A 16,072-nucleotide genomic window follows, 5' to 3' on the forward strand; every position below is an offset into this window, starting at 1 on the left:
AGCGGCCGGCGTCCCGGTACGCCTACGGCCCTGCGTAGGCAGCAGCTCGTAGGGCGGTCTCAGGAGCGCCAGCGAACAGCCCGCCGGGCCATGCCGAGTTTGGCACCACCGCTCACGTCCGATACTCCCGCCAATGGCGTATTGCTTCCGGGCGGCCGGCATTCCGGTACGCCCTACGCCTACAACCCTGCGTACCTCCGTGGACGGCAGGCCTCAGTGGGTCGGGAACTGTGCAGCCAGTTCGCGCAGTGCGGCCTCGGCGCTGAGCACCTTGCTCACGGCGTCTTCGGCTTTTTCCCGGCTCAGGCCCAGGGCCTCGAACAGCTCCTCGGGAATCTCCTCGCGCGGGCCGGCGCCGATGCCGCGATTGCGCAGCAGGCTCACGGACAGGCACACCAGGTTGGCGAACGCGGCGTTGTCCCCGGCGTAGCTCGGGTCGTGCTGGAAACGCAGGGCGCAGGACAACTCTTCGGGCATGTCCCAGTGACGCATCAGCCAGGCGCCGATCTGCTCGCGGGTGATGCCCAGCAGGTGCTGCTCGATGTGGCTGTGCGACAGATGCGGATTGACCTCCAGATGGCGGCAGATCAGCGAGAAGTGCGGCGGAAAGACATGCGCCAGCACCAGATAGCCGAAGTTGTGCAGCAGGCCGGCGAGGTAGGTCAGGCCGGCTTCCGGGCGCTGCGCGCGGGGCAGTGCGCGGGTCAGGCCCTCGATCACGGCGGCGGTGTAGATCGCCTGCTGCCAGTAGGGGGTGGCTTGCTGCGGTTGATCCTTGGGCAGGCTCAGGGTCTTGCCCAGCGCCAGGCCCAGGGCCAGGTTGATCACCAGGTCGAAACCCAGTACGCGGACGATGGCGTCCTCCACCGAGCGGATCTTGCCGGGGGCCGCGTAGTAGGGCGAAGCGGCCCAGCTCACCACCTGGGCGGCCAGCGCCGGGTCGGTCTCGACCACGCCGGTGATGTCATCCACCGTGGCATTGGGGTCGACGCGCAGCTTGATGATCTTCTGTGCGGTTTCTGCCAGCGGCGGAATCTCGATGGTTTCTTCCAGACGCTGCTGGATGCGGCGTGCGGTGAAGGCCTGCACCGCCTGGGTGATCTCGGCGCGGTCATCGTCGGGGCGGTCGAGGTTCAGGCGAATGGCGCTGACGGGCTCGCCGAAGCGTGCGGCGCTGGCCTTGCTGAGCAGGGTCTTGAAGGCCTCCGTGGGGATCTCCAGCAGTACGCCGGGCTGGCCGGAGTCGACCAGCAGCTTGGGCGCTTGCAACAGGCGCTCTTCATACAGGCAAGGCGAACTGGTCAGGGGCGGCAGGCCGGGCAGCAGCGCCAGAGCATGCTTTCCCAGCATGCGCTCCAGGCGTTCCGGGCGCACGGCGGTGAGCTGGCGCCCGGTGAGTTCGGCCAGGCGCGCCAGGTCGAGCAACTGACTGCGCGGGTAGAGCACCAGCAGGGCGCCGACGGCGTCCTCCAGCAGTACCGCCTGGACGCGTGCCTCGGCCGGCAGGCCAGGGCGCTCCGTGACGACCTGGTAGGGCAGAGCGAGTTTTTCCAGCAGTTGCACGATCATGGCAGGCGGTTGCAGTGAGGCGTCGGGAGCGAAAGCGGCTTCAGTCATATCGGTATCCAGCGTTGGCGCATCTGCCCGCAGTATAACCAGTGGGCTGGTGCGCACAGTTTCGTGGCGACGGGCGTATTGTGAAGAATGTCACACTTGACCGTATTGTTGGCCGTGACGCAACCAGCGTTCCAGCAGCGGCGCCACATGCTGCGGCCAATGTTCCATCAGGGCCTGGGCGGCGTCACGCACGGCCGGCAGCAGATCGGCGTCGCGCATCAGGTCGGCGACCTTGAATTGCAGCAGGCCGGTCTGGCGTGTACCGAGCATTTCCCCGGGGCCGCGCAGTTCCAGATCCTTTTCGGCGATGACGAAGCCATCGGTGGTCTCGCGCATGATCGCCAGGCGTTCGCGGCCCAGTTGCGACAGCGGGGCGTGATAGAGCAGCACGCAATGGCTGGCGGCGCTACCCCGGCCGACCCGCCCGCGTAGCTGGTGTAGCTGAGCCAGGCCCAGGCGTTCCGGGTTCTCGATGATCATCAGGCTGGCGTTGGGCACGTCCACGCCCACCTCGATCACCGTGGTGGCCACCAGCAGTTGCAGGTGACCTTGTTTGAATTCGTCCATCACCGCGGCCTTCTCGGCCGGCTTCATGCGCCCATGGATCAGGCCCACGCGCAGCTCGCCGAGGGCGGCGGAAAGCTCCTCGAAGCTGGTTTCCGCGGCCTGGCAGGTCAGCTCCTCGGATTCCTCGATCAGGGTGCACACCCAGTAGGCCTGGCGCCCCTGGCGGCAGGCATTGCGTACTCGCTCGATGACCTCGATGCGACGGCTGTCGGCGATCACCAGGGTATTCACCGGGGTACGGCCAGGGGGCAGTTCGTCGAGGATCGAGGTGTCCAGATCGGCATAGGCGCTCATGGCCAGCGTACGCGGGATGGGCGTGGCGGTCATGATCAACTGGTGTGGGCACAGGCGCCCGTCGATGCCTTTCTGGCGCAGGGCCAGGCGCTGTTGCACGCCGAAGCGGTGCTGCTCGTCGATGATCACCAGAGCCAGACGCTGGAACTTCACCTCGTCCTGGAACAGCGCATGGGTGCCAACCACCATGGGGCAGCCGCCTGCGATCTGTTCCAGTGCAGCGGTTCGGGCCTTGCCCTTGAGCTTGCCGGCCAGCCAGGCGACCTCCAGGCCGAGAGGCGCGAGCCATTTGCTGAAGTTGAGAAAATGTTGCTCGGCGAGAATCTCGGTGGGCGCCATCAGCGCCACCTGATAACCGGCCTCCAGCGCCTGCAGGGCGGCCAGGGCGGCGACCACGGTCTTGCCGGCACCGACGTCGCCCTGCACCAGGCGCAGCATGGGTTCGTGCTGCGCCAGGTCGTAGGCGATCTCGGCCCCCACGCGCTGCTGCGCCCCGGTGGGGGCGAAACCGAGGTTGGCAAGGAACTGCTGCGGCAGTTTCTGCGCGGCGGGTAGCGCCGGCGCCTGCTGGGTACGCACCTGTTCGCGCAGGCGTTGCAGGGAGAGCTGGTGGGTCAGCAGCTCCTCGAAGGCCAGGCGGTGCTGGGCCCAGTGCCGGCCTTCGGCAAGCTCCTCGACATCGGCGTCCGGCGGCGGCCGGTGCAGGTAGCGAATGGCTTCGTCCAGCGGTGCCAGGCGGTAATCACGGGCGAGCTGGTCGGGCAGCCAGTCCGGCAGGCTGCGTGGGCCGAGCCGTGCCAGGGCTTGCTGGCTGAGCTGGCGCAGACGCTGTTGGGTGAGGCCTTCGGTAGTGGGATAGATGGGTGTCAGGCTCTGTTCGACCGGGGCCGGTTCGTCGCCATTCTGCGCGCGGTATTCCGGGTGATAGATCTCCAGACCGGTGGCGCCCGGACGCACCTCGCCGTAGCAGCGCAGGGTGGTGCCGCGTTTCAGGCCGTCCTTCTGCGCCTGGCTGAAGTGGAAGAAGCGCAGGCTCAGCGTGCCGCTGCCGTCCTGCAGGCGTACCAGCAGGCTGCGGCGCCGGCCCATGACCACATCGGCACCGGCGACCGTGCCTTCGACCACTGCATCCTGGTCGGGGCGCAGGGCGCCGATGGGGGTGATGCGGGTGCGATCCTGATAGCGCAGCGGCAGGTGGAAGAGCACGTCCTGCAGGTTTTCCAGGCCCACCTTGGCGAGCTTTTCCGCCAGGGCGGCGCCCACGCCCTTGAGCGCGGTGACCGGTACCGTCGCCAGTTCGCTCACGCTAGCCTCAGGCGCTCTTGGCCTGTGGGCGGGCGACCGAGCACAGGCGCACCGAGTCGGCCAGCACTTCGATGGCGTTGGGCCGTGGGAAGCTGGCGCGCCAGGCGATGGCCACGGTGCGGAAGGGCACGGGCGCGCTGAGCGGGCGTACTTCGATCACCCCAGGGGCATAGTGGTGGCTGTCCACCGCCGAGAATGGAAGGATCGACACGCCGAGGCCGGAGGCCACCATATGGCGGATGGTTTCCAGTGAGCTGGACTCCACCGTGGTGTGCTTGGCGTGCTCGTCGCCGCCCTTGCGTAGCGAAGGGCAGGCCTCCAGCACCTGGTCGCGGAAGCAGTGACCCTCGCCCAGCAGCAGCAGGCTCTTGTCGTTGAGCAGCTTGGTGTCGATGCTGTCCATCTTCGCCCAGGGGTGGCCAGCGGGCAGCAGGGCGAAGAAGGGCTCGTCGTACAGCGGCTTGGTCAGCACATCGGCTTCCTGGAAGGGCAGGGCGATGATGATGGCGTCCAGTTCACCGGTGCGCAGCTTGTCGCGCAGGATATGGGTGAAGTTTTCCTCGATGTACAACGGCATGTCCGGGGCGACCCGGTGCAGTTGCGGAATCAGGTGCGGGAACAGATAGGGGCCGACGGTATAGATGGCGCCGATGCGCAGCGGCGCGGCCAACTGGTTCTTGCCGGCCTGGGCCAGTTCGCGGATGCCTTGCGCCTGCTCCAGCACCTTCTGCGCCTGGGTGACGATGCCTTCGCCCACCGGCGTCAGGCGTACTGCGCTCTTGCTGCGCTCGAAGATCAGCACGCCGAGTTCGTCCTCGAGCTTCTTCACGCCCACCGACAGGGTCGGCTGACTGACGTGGCAACGCTCGGCCGCGCGGCCGAAATGCTGCTCCTGAGCGAGGGTGACGATGTAGCGCAGTTCGGTGAGGGTCATAGTATTTTTCCATTGGACTGCGGCAAGCATAGCGGCTGCAGTCAATGGAACCAAGCGCCCATGGCTGCATGCCTGGGCGCTCGGCCGTCAGCGTCGTTCCAGCGAGTAGGAGAACGGCGCGATGATTTCCAGCGTGCCGTTGTTCAGCAGCTCTGCTGGCGGCTTGGGTAGCGGCTGGGCGCGACGGATGGTCTGCAGCGTGGCGCGATCCAGCGAGGCGCTGCCGGATTTGCCGACCAGGCTGTAGGACTGCACCATGCCATTGGCATCGACCACGAAACGCAGGCGATTGGTGCCCTTGATGCCACGGCGACGCGCATCCTCCGGGTAGCGCTTGTAGCGCGCCAGGTGGTTGAACAGCTCGCTCTGCCAGGTGCGTTCGGCCGCACTCGGCGCACTCGCGGCGGCGGCCTGCGGTGCTGCCGGTTTGCTGTCGCTGGGCGCCGGGGTTGTCGGGGCGACGGTTTCCTTGACGCTCTCGGTCTCCTGCGGTTTGACAGGCTTGGGCTCCGGCGGCTTGGGTTTCGGAGGCTGCGGCTTGGGCTTGGGTTTCGGCTTGGGCGGCAGGGCGATCTTCGGCTTCGGCGCTTCGACGACCTTGGGCTGCGGCTCGGGCTCCGGTTCCGGTTGTACCGGCGGCGGTGGTGGCGCCGGCGCGGGGGCGGGAGCCGGCAGCGGCTCCAGCTCGATCATCATGGCGGCAGGCGGCAACTCCAGCGGCTGCGCCTTGACCGTCCAGAACATCATCCATAGTCCGATCGCCACATGCAGGCCGAGAATCACCAGCAGGCTGAGGCCCCAACCGGACAGCTTGCGTACGTTGGCCATCAGTTACCGACCGTCTCCAGGCCTACCAGGCCGATCTTCAGATAGCCCGCGCTGCGCAGGGCGTCCATCACTTCCATGAGGCGACCGTAATCGACCTTCTTGTCGCCACGGACGAAGATGGTCTTGTCCTTGTCGGCATGAGTCAGCTTGTCCAGGGTGGCGCCGAGCTGCTGCTCGCTGACCACCTCGTTGTCCAGATACAGGCTGAGGTCTTCCTTGATGCTCAGGTAGATCGGCTTGTCCGGACGCGGTGCGGGTTTGGCCGTGGAGGCGGGTAGATCCACCTTGATGTCCACGGTCGCCAGGGGGGCGGCGACCATGAAGATGATCAACAGCACCAGCATCACGTCGATGAAGGGCGTCACGTTGATTTCGTGCGTTTCCTGCAGGTCGTCGCTCTCGTTGAGATGAATGCCCATGGCTTACCCCGCCTTGACCATGTGCGGTGCCTGGCGCTCGCCCGGCAGGTGGTCGAGGTCGCGGCTGACCAGCAGCAGCACCTGCGCCGAGGCGTCGGAAACCTGGGCCTTGTAGCTGGCGATGGAGCGGGCGAAGACGTTGTAGATGACCACGGCCGGGATCGCTGCGACCAGGCCCAGGGCGGTGGCCAGCAGGGCTTCGGCGATGCCCGGGGCGACCACGGCGAGGTTGGTGGTCTGGGTCTTGGCGATGCCGATAAAGCTGTTCATGATGCCCCAGACGGTGCCGAACAGGCCGACGAAGGGGGCGGTGGAGCCGATGGTGGCGAGCACGCCGGTGCCCTGGCTCATCTGCCGGCCGCTGGCGGCGACCAGGCGCTCGAGGCGGAAGCTGACGCGCTCCTTGATGCCATCGGTGCCCTGCACGTTGCCGGACAGTTTCACTTCTTCCAGGGCATCCTGCACCAGGCGATGGGAGATGCACGCCTCGCCGTTCATGCTGTTGCCGGCGTCTTTCAGGGTACGTGCGGCTTTCAGCACCGGCAGCTCGCGACGCAGGCGACGGCGAGCGACGGTCAGCTCGACGGTCTTCGCCAGCCACACGGTCCAGGTCAGGATGGAGGCCAGGATCAGGCCGATCATCACCCCTTTGACCACCACATCTGCGCCCTGGTACATGCCCCAGGGAGAGAGGTCATGGGCCATGGCTGGCTCCTCCAGTGCCGTATCGTCCAGCCCTGCGCCGATATTCTCGGCCTGGGTCATGGCTTCCAGTGTCTTCTCGATCTCCTCGGCCGGCACCCCTTGCTCGGTCAGCGTCTGGCGGGTCGTTTCACGAAGCTGCTGCGGCGTGGCCTCCGCGCCGAGCGCCTCCAGTTTGCTGGCCAGCTCCGCATTGCCTGCCGATACGGCTGCCGGCAGGGCCGCCTCGTTCGCGGCAGGTGCTTCGGCCGCTGTCGCAGCCGCAGCAGGCGTGGCCGGTTCTTCGGCGAGGGCAGCGCCGCCAGGCAGCAGGGCCAGGCCGAGCAGGAGCAGGGCCAGCGTGCTGGAGCGGCGGAGGAACGAGAAGGGCTTGGCGCTGAAGGCGATAGGTTTCATGGGGCGGACCTGAACGGTGAATTGCAATGTCGACCGTCGCACAGGTGCGGCGGAAAGAGGAACATTATTGCAATTAATTCTTGTTTGTGAAAGTGATAATGTAACACTCCCTCGATAACCCCGAGGAGGTTTGCCGATTGCGGGCGGCGCCCTTTATCCTCGGGCTTTTGGGAGGCGCTCCGATGCTCGAAACTCCTCGTGTGCTGATAGCCGGTTGTGGCGATGTAGGCAGTCGCCTGGCATTGCGCCTGCAGGGCAAGGGCTGGGTGGTGCATGGCTTGCGGCGCAACGTCGCGGCCTTGCCGGCGGGCATTCATGCGCTGCCGGGCGATCTGCAGGTGGCCACCTGCCCAGCGGCCTGGCCGACCACTGAGCTGGACTACCTGGTGTACTGCGCCGCTGCCAGCCAGCATGACGAGGCGGGCTATCGCGCCGCATACGTCGACGGTTTGCGCCATGTGCTGAGCTGGCTGGCCGAGCATGGGCAGCGCCCGCGGCGCCTGCTCTTCGTGTCCAGTAGCGGGGTCTATGGTCAGCAGGAAGGGGAGTGGGTCGACGAGGATTCGCCAGCCGAGGCGCAGAGTTACTCGGCGCGGATCATGCGCGAGGCGGAAAGCCTCGCCCTGAACAGCGGCCTGCCAGCGACCGCGGTGCGCCTGACCGGGCTCTACGGCCCAGGCCGCGAGTGGTTGCTGAATCAGGTGCGCAATGGCTACCGGGTCAACGAGACGCCGCCGCTGTACGGCAATCGCATCCATGTCGAGGATGCCGCCGGGCTGCTCGCTCATCTGCTCGAAGCCGATGGCCGTGGCGAGCCTCTGGCCGACTGCTACCTGGGCGTGGACGATGAACCGGCGCCGCTGCACGAGGTGGTGGCCTGGCTGCGTGAGCGCCTGGGCGTGAGCCACTGGAGCGACGAGCAGCGCGTGCGCCGGGCCGGCAGCAAGCGTTGCAGCAACGCCCGCGCCCGCGCCATGGGCTGGGCACCGCAGTATCCCAGTTATCGCGACGGTTATAGCGCGATCCTGCAGGGCGCCTGAGGTGGACGCCAACCGCCTGCTGGCCAAGCCCTGGCTGCCTGGCGTGGAGCTGTTTCACGCCGACTTTTCCGGGCAGCCGTTCGGTCGCCATAGCCACGATGCCTTCGCCATCGGCGCCATCGTCCAGGGCGTCGGTGGCTACCAGTGCCGCGGCCAGCGCCACGCCCTGCCGGCTGGCACCCTGTCGCTGATGAATCCCGAGGAGCCGCATACCGGCCATGCCGAGTCGCCGCGCCTGGTTTACCGCATGCTTTACGTGGAAGAGTCGCGGCTGCCGGCCTTGCTCGGGCGCAAGCGCCTGCCGGGTGGTTTTGACTGTCTCAATCCCGCCGATGATGGCGCCATTGCCGCTGCCCTGGCGCGCCTGGCTGGGGAATTCGAGCGCAGTGATGCACTGGTGCTGGAAAGCGAACTGCTGGCCGTGCTGGAACTGGTGTTCGTGCGCCATGGCGGCTTGCGTGCGGCACGCCCCGCCGCGCGTGACGGCGGGGTGACGGCGCAGGTGCGCGACTATCTGGAGGCGCATTACGCCGAGGCCGTTTCCCTGGAGCAACTGGCGGCATTGGTGCAACGCCATCCGCGTCATTTGATCGAGGCTTTCCGCCAGGCCTATGGCGTGCCGCCGCATACCTACCTGTTGCAGCGCCGGGTGCGCGAGGCCAAGCGTCTGCTGCTGGACGACCAGGCGCCGCTGGCGGTGGCCCTGGGCCTGGGGTTCTACGATCAGGCGCATTTTTCCGGCACCTTCAAGCGTTTCACCGGTGTGACCCCCGGCCAGTTCCGGCGCGCCGCGCAGGCCTGAGTTTTCTCCAAGACGGCGGCTCATGGGGCTGGCGAGACTGACCTCCTGTTCAGAGGGAGGTCGTTTGCGATGTTCGCGTTGTTCCTGTTGGTGGCTGGTACCCATTTCGCCGCGCTGTTGTCGCCGGGGCCGGATTTCTTTCTGCTGATCCGTACCGCGCTCGCTGAGGGGCGGCGCCAGGCCGATGGTTGCGCCAGCGGTATCGCCCTGGCCAACCTGCTGAGCATGATGCTGGTGCTGCTCGCGCTGGGGCTGTTGCCGGGCCAGGGTGGGATGTTCTGGCGGGCCTTGCAGGCGCTCGGCGGCGGTTATTTCGTCTGGATTGGTATGCAGGCGCTGTTCGCCAGGCGCGAACTGCAATTGTCGTCGGCGGAGCAACTGGCGCAAGGCAACTGGTGGCACGGCCTGCGCCAGGGCCTGCTGGCCAGCAGCCTCAACCCCAAGCTGCCCTTGTTCTATGCCGGGCTGTTTGGCGTGCTGCGCGAAGCGGCAATGCCCGCCTGGGGTCTGGCATTGGCCATGCTGTGGATGACTCTGGTGGTCTTGGGGTGGGACCTGGCCCTGGTGCGGCTATTGCGTCATCGACGCTGGCGCACCTGGCTGCAGCGCCAGGTGCGCTGGCTGGATCGAGGCTGTGGAGTCTTGCTGTCGGCCCTGGGGATCTGGTTGTTGATCGGCAGCGCGGCCTGATGGCTGGCCGCGCCTTTGGCGATCATTTGCGCTTGAGCAACCAGCGCTGCGGGCCGGGCTGGTACTCGGGCATCTCGTCGAACTGGGCGCGGTTCTGCGCCTCGAAGATGCGTAGCTGATCGCCCTCGTGGACGAACAGCCAGGGGCTGCCCTGATCACCCAGTTGCAGCCAGATACTGTCGTTGTCACCGCTCATGGCGGCGCAATCACCAGCCAGGCACAGCGCATAGCGTTCCGCGCCGGGTAGGCCCTGCAGGCTGCCGTCCGCGCCAAAGCGCACCAGGCCACCCTGGCCGGGACCTTCCGCGATCAGCCAGTCTCCGCCCAGGTAGGCGCGGTACAGCGCCTGCTCGAAGTTGCTACCTGGCGCTGAGGAAGCCTGGGCTGGCGGCACTCGGACGAACTGCTGCTCGGGCCAGTAATCGCTGGCGACCTGGGTGAGCTGGCCGTCATGCAGGGTGAGCTGTTCTCGGTAGTTGTCGTAGAAGGTCACCTGCCAGTGCAGGGGATCGACTGGCTCGATGCTGCCCTCGGCCAGCTCGAAGCCATTGCTGTAGGTCGCCTGCCGTTGCCGGGTATCGATATGCCACTCGAGGTTGGGGCCGTAGGCCAGCAGTGATTCGCGCAGATGGCCGCTCTCACGCGCGGCATCGATGGCAGCCTGGTTGATCCAGATGCCATTGGGATCGTCGTTCGGTTTGCTGGCGCAGCCGACCAGCAAGGTGCTGCACAGCAGCAGGGTGATCAGGCGCATGATGCTCTCCGCGCGGGAGATAAAGAGGGAACAGGCGGGGCCTGAGCCCCGCCGCCGGGCTTACTCGAGCACCAGGATGGCGTCCATCTCCACCTGCGCGCCGCGCGGCAGAGCGGCCACGCCGATGGCGGCGCGGGCCGGGTAGGGCTGCTCGAAGTAACGGCCCATGATCTCGTTGACCTTGGCGAAGTGCGACAGGTCGGTAAGGAAGATGTTCAGCTTGACGATGTCCTTGAACGAACCACCGGCGGCTTCGGCCACGGCCTTGAGGTTCTCGAACACCTGTACGGTTTGCGCCTCGAAACCTTCCACCAGTTCCATGCTCACCGGATCCAGCGGGATCTGCCCGGACATGTAAACGGTGTTGCCGGCCTTGATCGCCTGGGAGTAGGTGCCGATGGCGGCGGGGGCCTTGTCGCTGCTGATGACGGTCTTGCTCATGAATGACTCCTTGAAAGGGCAGCCTCAAGCCGGAAGCTCCAAGCTGCAAGTAAAGATGGCTGTCAGGCTACAGATTGCGCATGGCGGGCTCAAGAAACCAGCGCGTGCTTGTCGCTTGCAGCATGAGGCTGGTCGCTGTCGTCAGGCGCGTACCCGGGTGATGCGGGTGACGCCCTTGAGCGCGCGCAGCTTCTTGATCACCCGCGCCAGGTGCACGCGGTCGTGCACGCTGATCACCAGTTGTACCACGCTGATGCGGCCATCGCGCTCGTCCATGCCGATCTTCTCGATATTGCCATCGGCGGCGTTGACGCTGCTGGCCAGCAGGGCGATCAGGCCACGCTGGTGCTCCAGCTCGACGCGCAACTCGACGTTGAATTCGCCAGTGACGTCCTTGGCCCAGTTGAGCTGGATGCATTTCTCCGGGTTGTTACGAATCTCGGCGATATTGCGGCAGCTTTCCATGTGCACCACCATGCCCTTGCCGGCAGACAGATAGCCGACGATGGGGTCGCCCGGGATTGGTGTGCAGCATTTGGCGTAGCTCATCACCAGGCCTTCGGTACCGCGGATCGCCAGTGGCCCTTCGCTGTTCGGCAGGGCATCGCCGCTTTCGGCCAGCAGGCGGCGGGCGACCACGTAGGCCATGCGGTTGCCCAGGCCGATGTCCTCGAGCAGATCCTCGAAGACTTCCTGGCGGTACTCGGCAACCACGGCTTGCACGCGCTCCGGGGCGATCTTTTCCAGGTGCGTGTCGAAGCTGGCCAGCACCTTGTTCAGCAGGCGTTCGCCGAGGCTGATGGATTCGGAACGGCGCTGCTGTTTGAGGGCGTGGCGAATGTGCGTGCGTGCCTTGCCGGTGACCACGAAGTTGAGCCAGGCCGGATTGGGGCGGGCGCCCGGGGCGGTGACGATTTCCACCGTCGAGCCGCTTTCCAGCGCCTGCGACAGCGGCGCCAGGCGGCGATTGATGCGGCAGGCGATGCAGGTGTTGCCGACGTCGGTGTGCACCGCGTAGGCGAAGTCGACCGCCGTGGAGCCTTTCGGCAGCTCCATGATGCGGCCCTTGGGCGTGAACACGTAGACCTCGTCCGGGAACAGGTCGATCTTCACGCTCTCGATGAATTCCAGGGAGTTACCCGCCCTCTGCTGGAGTTCGAGTACACCCTTGACCCACTGCCGCGCGCGGGCGTGGTTGCCCTTGGGTACGTCGTCATCGTTGGACTTGTACAGCCAGTGCGCGGCGATGCCGTTGTTGGCCATCTCCTCCATCTCGCGCGTGCGGATCTGGATCTCGATGGGCACGCCGTGCATGCCGAACAGCGTGGTGTGCAGCGACTGATAGCCGTTGGCCTTGGGAATCGCGATGTAATCCTTGAAGCGCCCCGGCAAGGGTTTATACAAGTTGTGCACGGCGCCGAGCACGCGGTAGCAGGTGTCGACCTTGTCGACGATGATGCGGAAGGCGTAGACGTCCATGATCTCGTTGAACGCCTTACGCTTGCCGCGCATCTTCTGGTAGATGCTGTAGAGGTGCTTCTCGCGGCCGATCACCTCGCCTTCCATGCCTTCGCGTTGCAGGCAGGCCTGGATCGATTCCTCGATCTTGGCGACGATCTCCTTGCGGTTGCCCCGAGCGCGGCGCACGGCGGCGCGGATGCGCTCGGAGCGCATCGGGTGCATGGCCTTGAACCCCAGATCCTCGAACTCCACGCGCATGTTGTGCATGCCCAGGCGGTTGGCAATGGGCGCGTAGATTTCCAGGGTTTCCTTGGCGATGCGCCGGCTCTTCTCGTGCGGCATGGCATCGAGGGTGCGCATGTTGTGCAGGCGGTCGGCGAGCTTGACCAGGATCACGCGAATGTCGCGGGCCATGGCCATGGCCATCTTCTGGAAGTTCTCGGCCTGCGCCTCGGCCTTGGTCTCGAAGTTCATCTGGGTCAGCTTGCTGACCCCGTCGACCAGTTCGGCCACGGTTTCGCCGAACTGCGCGTTGAGCGCTTCCTTGGCGATGCCGGTGTCTTCGATGACGTCGTGCAGCATGGCGGCCATCAGGCTCTGATGATCCATGTGCATGTCGGCGAGGATGCTGGCCACGGCCAGCGGATGGGTCACGTAGGCTTCGCCGCTGCGGCGGCGTTGGCCATCGTGCGCCTGTTCGGCGTAGAAGTAGGCTCGGCGAACCAGGTTGACCTGATCATGGCCGAGGTAGGTCGAAAGTCGGTCGGCGAGAGCGTCTATACCAGCCATGGGGTGCCTCCCTCATGACCGGCTTGGCTATGCGCCGCGCGACTTCGACCCGGCATCATCGACTTACAGAGGCTCGTTGGCCTCTTCCTCGAAGGCAGCGAACAGCGGCTCTTCTTCGACGATGTCTTCCTGGGCGACGATCTCGGCGTCTACCAGGCCGGCAGCGATTTCGCGCAGGGCGACGACGGTGGGCTTGTCGTTTTCCCAAGCCACTTTCGGCTCCTTGCCGCCGGTGGCCAGCTGGCGCGAACGCTTGGTCGCGAGCATGACCAGCTCGAAGCGGTTATCAACGTTGTCCAGGCAATCTTCGACGGTAACGCGAGCCATGGTGTTCCTCGTAACATGTGCGGATAAGCTTGGCCCGAGCGGGCGAGCGGACTCAATAGTGTAATGCAGCCGCAAGCGACAAGCTACAAGCAGAAGCCAATCCGGCCTTGCTTTTACTTGCCGCTTGTGGCTTGAAGCTTGTGGCTGCTCTTAGGCCAACAGCTCGCTGAGCAGGCCGGCGTGGCGTTGCTGTTGTTGCGCCTGGCCGAGCTGGTTGCAGCGGAAGATGGCTTTCAGATCGCTGAGGGCGTGGTTGAAGTCATCGTTGATCACCAGGTAGTCGTACTCGACATAGTGGCTCATTTCGCTGACCGCTTCGCGCATGCGTCGCTCGATGATCTCGCCGCTGTCCTGGCCGCGGTTGGTCAGGCGGTGACGCAGGGCTTCCTGGGTCGGCGGCAGGATGAAGATGGATCTGGCCTGCGGCATCAGCTTGCGTACCTGCTGCGCGCCCTGCCAGTCGATTTCCAGGATCAGGTCGAAGCCCTCGGCCAGGGTCTGTTCGACCCACTTCTGCGAAGTACCGTAGAAGTTGTCGAACACCTGGGCGTGCTCGAGAAACTCGCTGCGCTCGATCATGGCGCTGAACTGCGCGTGATCGACGAAGTGGTAGTTGACCCCGTCCTGCTCCCCAGGGCGCATGGCACGGGTGGTGTGCGAGACCGAGACGCGAATCTGCGGCTCGCTCTCGATCAGGGCCTTGACCAGGCTGGTCTTGCCGGCACCGGACGGTGCGGAAACGATATAGAGGGTGCCGGTGGTGATGGCCATGGAAAACGTCCTGAGAAATCTTGCGGGATTTTAAAAGCGTAGCGAGCGACGGCTAGGCAAGGCGAAATCAGGTGAGAAAGCGGAGTTTACGACTGTAAATGAGCATTTCGAATCTGATTTCAACGCGGCATAGCCTAGCGCAGTAGCTTTTACTCGATGTTCTGCACCTGCTCGCGCATCTGCTCGATCAATACCTTGAGGTTGACCGCTGCCTGGGTGCTGCGCGGATCGAACGCCTTGGAGCCGAGGGTATTGGCCTCGCGGTTGAGCTCCTGCATCAGGAAGTCCAGGCGCCGCCCGGCAGCGCCGCCCGCCTTGAGCACGCGACGCACTTCGCTGACATGGGTGCTGAGGCGATCCAGCTCTTCGGCCACGTCGCTCTTCTGTGCCAGCAGCACCAGTTCCTGCTCCAGGCGTTGCGGGTCGAGCTCGGCCTGCATCTCGGCGAAGCGCGTCTCGATCTTGGTGCGCTGGCCGGCAAGCATCTGCGGCACCAGTTCGCGCAGGGCGGCGACTTCGTCGAGGATGGCGTCGAGGCGTTCGTTGAGCAGCTTGGCCAGTTCCGCGCCCTCGCGGGCACGGCCGGCCTTTAGTTCTTCCAGCGCCTGGCCGAACAGGGTCAGGGCTGCTGCGTTCAAGGCCTGCGGATCGGCCGAGTCGGCCACCAGCACGCCAGGCCAGGCCAGCACTTCCAGTGGGTTGAGCGGCGCCGGCTGCTGGATCAGAGCGGCGACCTGTTCGGCGGCGGCGATCAGTTGGCGGGCGCGTTCGTTGTCGACCTGCAGTGCCTTGCCGGCACTCTCTTCGGCGAAGCGCAGGGTGCATTCCACCTTGCCGCGTGACAGGCCCTGGCGCAGGGCTTCGCGCACCGCGCCTTCGAGGTCGCGAAAGGCTTCCGGCAGGCGCAGGTGCGGTTCCAGATAGCGGTGATTGACCGAGCGCAGTTCCCAGCTCAGGGTGCCGTGGGCGGTTGCCTGCTCGTGGCGGGCAAAGGCCGTCATGCTGTGAACCATAGGGATACCTCGCGGACATTCAGCTGGAAAAGCGCAGGATTGTAGCCCAGGGCGAGTGCCCATTTCATCGCTGGCAATGCGGCATGCCCCTGCTCGCCGTCTGCCGGGGCCAATTCGGCGTGTCGTGGTGCGCTGCCGCCCCCTATAATGCGTGCTGTTTTCACTTAACGAAGTAGGTATCGCTCGATGAAACGTCCCAGTGGCCGCGCCGCCGATCAGTTGCGCTCGATCCGCATCACCCGCAACTACACCAAGCACGCCGAGGGTTCGGTGCTCGTCGAGTTCGGCGATACCAAGGTGATTTGCACCGTCAGCGTCGAATCCGGCGTGCCGCGCTTCCTCAAGGGCCAGGGCCAAGGGTGGTTGACTGCCGAGTACGGCATGCTGCCGCGCGCCACCGGCGAGCGTAACCAGCGCGAAGCCAGCCGTGGCAAGCAGGGCGGCCGTACCCTGGAGATTCAGCGCCTGATCGGTCGTTCGCTGCGCGCTGCGCTGGACATGAGCAAGCTGGGCGAGAACACCCTGTACGTCGACTGTGACGTGATCCAGGCCGACGGTGGCACCCGTACCGCGTCGATCACCGGCGCCATGGTGGCGCTGATCGACGCGCTGAAGGTGCTGAAGAAGCGTGGTGGGCTCAAGGGCGAGCCGCTCAAGCAGATGATCGCCGCCGTGTCGGTGGGCATCTACCAGGGCCAGCCGGTGCTGGATCTGGACTACCTGGAAGACTCGGCGGCCGAAACCGACCTCAACGTGGTGATGACCAACGCTGGCGGGTTCATCGAGGTGCAGGGCACCGCCGAAGGCGCGCCGTTCCAGCCCGAGGAGTTCAACGCCATGCTGGCCCTGGCGCAGAAGGGCATGAACGAGATCTTTGAACTGCAACGTGTCGCATTGGTCGACTGATCGATCGCGCCATAAG

16 protein-coding genes are annotated in these 16,072 nt (G+C 65.6%); 4 read left to right on the plus strand and 12 right to left on the minus strand.

The genetic code is table 11. From position 1 onward, the window contains the following. Window positions 1-213: 213 nt before the first annotated feature. The 6 genes from ACSVIK_RS21315 to exbB all read right to left on the minus strand — a co-directional run bounded on the left by ACSVIK_RS21315 (window position 214) and on the right by exbB (window position 7,062). Window positions 214-1,617, minus strand: coding sequence for an HDOD domain-containing protein (locus tag ACSVIK_RS21315; protein WP_442446205.1), 1,404 nt, complete (start codon window positions 1,615-1,617; stop codon window positions 214-216). A gap of 90 nt (window positions 1,618-1,707) precedes the next feature. Beyond that, entirely contained in the window at window positions 1,708-3,783 is a 2,076-nt protein-coding gene (recG, locus tag ACSVIK_RS21320; protein ID WP_442446206.1) for an ATP-dependent DNA helicase RecG, read from the minus strand. A 7-nt stretch (window positions 3,784-3,790) separates the two neighbouring features. Beyond that, window positions 3,791-4,717, minus strand: a complete 927-nt coding sequence (locus ACSVIK_RS21325) for a hydrogen peroxide-inducible genes activator (RefSeq protein ID WP_268179779.1) — start codon at window positions 4,715-4,717, stop codon at window positions 3,791-3,793. Window positions 4,718-4,804: 87 nt separating this feature from the next. Then, on the minus strand, window positions 4,805-5,548 hold the full coding sequence (locus tag ACSVIK_RS21330; protein ID WP_442446229.1) for an energy transducer TonB: 744 nt from the start codon (window positions 5,546-5,548) through the stop codon (window positions 4,805-4,807). After that, window positions 5,545-5,964 (minus strand): TonB system transport protein ExbD, encoded by a 420-nt coding sequence (exbD, locus tag ACSVIK_RS21335; RefSeq protein ID WP_442446207.1) that lies wholly within the window; start codon window positions 5,962-5,964, stop codon window positions 5,545-5,547. The genes ACSVIK_RS21330 and exbD overlap by 4 nt, the downstream gene beginning before the upstream one ends. 3 nt (window positions 5,965-5,967) lie before the next feature. Further along, the gene (gene exbB, locus ACSVIK_RS21340; RefSeq protein WP_442446208.1) at window positions 5,968-7,062 is read right to left on the minus strand and encodes a tonB-system energizer ExbB; all 1,095 of its coding nucleotides are present in this window, start codon (window positions 7,060-7,062) and stop codon (window positions 5,968-5,970) included. Between the two features lie 182 nt (window positions 7,063-7,244). Here exbB and ACSVIK_RS21345 point away from each other — a divergent pair, with 182 nt between their 5' ends. The 3 genes from ACSVIK_RS21345 (at window position 7,245) to ACSVIK_RS21355 (ending at window position 9,594) form a co-directional block, all read left to right on the plus strand. After that, window positions 7,245-8,102, plus strand: a complete 858-nt coding sequence (locus ACSVIK_RS21345; protein WP_442446209.1) for an NAD-dependent epimerase/dehydratase family protein — start codon at window positions 7,245-7,247, stop codon at window positions 8,100-8,102. 1 nt (window position 8,103) lies between these two features. Continuing rightward, window positions 8,104-8,904: a helix-turn-helix domain-containing protein gene (locus ACSVIK_RS21350; protein ID WP_442446210.1), complete on the plus strand. Its 801-nt coding sequence runs from the start codon at window positions 8,104-8,106 to the stop codon at window positions 8,902-8,904. A 69-nt stretch (window positions 8,905-8,973) separates the two neighbouring features. Beyond that, window positions 8,974-9,594 carry a LysE family translocator gene (locus ACSVIK_RS21355; RefSeq protein WP_442446211.1) on the plus strand — a complete coding sequence of 207 codons (621 nt, stop codon included), beginning with the start codon at window positions 8,974-8,976 and terminating at the stop codon, window positions 9,592-9,594. Window positions 9,595-9,616: 22 nt separating this feature from the next. Here the strand turns inward: ACSVIK_RS21355 and ACSVIK_RS21360 are convergent, their stop codons facing one another. The 6 genes from ACSVIK_RS21360 to ACSVIK_RS21385 all read right to left on the minus strand — a co-directional run bounded on the left by ACSVIK_RS21360 (window position 9,617) and on the right by ACSVIK_RS21385 (window position 15,150). Beyond that, a complete protein-coding gene (locus ACSVIK_RS21360) occupies window positions 9,617-10,348 on the minus strand; it encodes a hypothetical protein (protein ID WP_442446212.1) in 732 nt (243 codons plus the stop codon). 60 nt (window positions 10,349-10,408) lie between these two features. Next, the gene (locus ACSVIK_RS21365; protein WP_442446213.1) at window positions 10,409-10,789 is read right to left on the minus strand and encodes a RidA family protein; all 381 of its coding nucleotides are present in this window, start codon (window positions 10,787-10,789) and stop codon (window positions 10,409-10,411) included. A gap of 141 nt (window positions 10,790-10,930) precedes the next feature. Next, window positions 10,931-13,039, minus strand: a complete 2,109-nt coding sequence (gene spoT, locus ACSVIK_RS21370) for a bifunctional GTP diphosphokinase/guanosine-3',5'-bis pyrophosphate 3'-pyrophosphohydrolase (RefSeq protein ID WP_442446214.1) — start codon at window positions 13,037-13,039, stop codon at window positions 10,931-10,933. 63 nt (window positions 13,040-13,102) lie between these two features. Continuing rightward, window positions 13,103-13,366 carry a DNA-directed RNA polymerase subunit omega gene (gene rpoZ, locus ACSVIK_RS21375; RefSeq protein ID WP_037051139.1) on the minus strand — a complete coding sequence of 88 codons (264 nt, stop codon included), beginning with the start codon at window positions 13,364-13,366 and terminating at the stop codon, window positions 13,103-13,105. Between the two features lie 150 nt (window positions 13,367-13,516). After that, the gene (gmk, locus tag ACSVIK_RS21380) at window positions 13,517-14,137 is read right to left on the minus strand and encodes a guanylate kinase (RefSeq protein WP_442446215.1); all 621 of its coding nucleotides are present in this window, start codon (window positions 14,135-14,137) and stop codon (window positions 13,517-13,519) included. A gap of 149 nt (window positions 14,138-14,286) precedes the next feature. Beyond that, window positions 14,287-15,150: a YicC/YloC family endoribonuclease gene (locus ACSVIK_RS21385; protein ID WP_442446216.1), complete on the minus strand. Its 864-nt coding sequence runs from the start codon at window positions 15,148-15,150 to the stop codon at window positions 14,287-14,289. A gap of 186 nt (window positions 15,151-15,336) precedes the next feature. Between ACSVIK_RS21385 and rph the strand changes: the two genes are divergently transcribed. Continuing rightward, window positions 15,337-16,056, plus strand: coding sequence for a ribonuclease PH (rph, locus tag ACSVIK_RS21390; protein ID WP_442446217.1), 720 nt, complete (start codon window positions 15,337-15,339; stop codon window positions 16,054-16,056). The last annotated feature ends 16 nt before the right edge of the window (window positions 16,057-16,072 follow it).

This window comes from Pseudomonas sp. NCHU5216, from assembly GCF_052156495.1.
Classification (GTDB): domain Bacteria; phylum Pseudomonadota; class Gammaproteobacteria; order Pseudomonadales; family Pseudomonadaceae; genus Aquipseudomonas.

Coding starts and splice junctions, on each gene's coding strand:
- ACSVIK_RS21315 (WP_442446205.1), bottom strand. CDS start 1,617: ATGACTGAAGCCGCTTTCGCTCCCGACGCCTCACTGCAACCGCCTGCC.
- ACSVIK_RS21325 (WP_268179779.1), bottom strand. CDS start 4,717: ATGACCCTCACCGAACTGCGCTACATCGTCACCCTCGCTCAGGAGCAG.
- exbD (WP_442446207.1), bottom strand. CDS start 5,964: ATGGGCATTCATCTCAACGAGAGCGACGACCTGCAGGAAACGCACGAA.
- exbB (WP_442446208.1), bottom strand. CDS start 7,062: ATGAAACCTATCGCCTTCAGCGCCAAGCCCTTCTCGTTCCTCCGCCGC.
- ACSVIK_RS21345 (WP_442446209.1), top strand. CDS start 7,245: ATGCTCGAAACTCCTCGTGTGCTGATAGCCGGTTGTGGCGATGTAGGC.
- ACSVIK_RS21355 (WP_442446211.1), top strand. CDS start 8,974: ATGTTCGCGTTGTTCCTGTTGGTGGCTGGTACCCATTTCGCCGCGCTG.
- ACSVIK_RS21360 (WP_442446212.1), bottom strand. CDS start 10,348: ATGCGCCTGATCACCCTGCTGCTGTGCAGCACCTTGCTGGTCGGCTGC.
- ACSVIK_RS21365 (WP_442446213.1), bottom strand. CDS start 10,789: ATGAGCAAGACCGTCATCAGCAGCGACAAGGCCCCCGCCGCCATCGGC.
- spoT (WP_442446214.1), bottom strand. CDS start 13,039: ATGGCTGGTATAGACGCTCTCGCCGACCGACTTTCGACCTACCTCGGC.
- rpoZ (WP_037051139.1), bottom strand. CDS start 13,366: ATGGCTCGCGTTACCGTCGAAGATTGCCTGGACAACGTTGATAACCGC.
- gmk (WP_442446215.1), bottom strand. CDS start 14,137: ATGGCCATCACCACCGGCACCCTCTATATCGTTTCCGCACCGTCCGGT.
- ACSVIK_RS21385 (WP_442446216.1), bottom strand. CDS start 15,150: ATGGTTCACAGCATGACGGCCTTTGCCCGCCACGAGCAGGCAACCGCC.
- rph (WP_442446217.1), top strand. CDS start 15,337: ATGAAACGTCCCAGTGGCCGCGCCGCCGATCAGTTGCGCTCGATCCGC.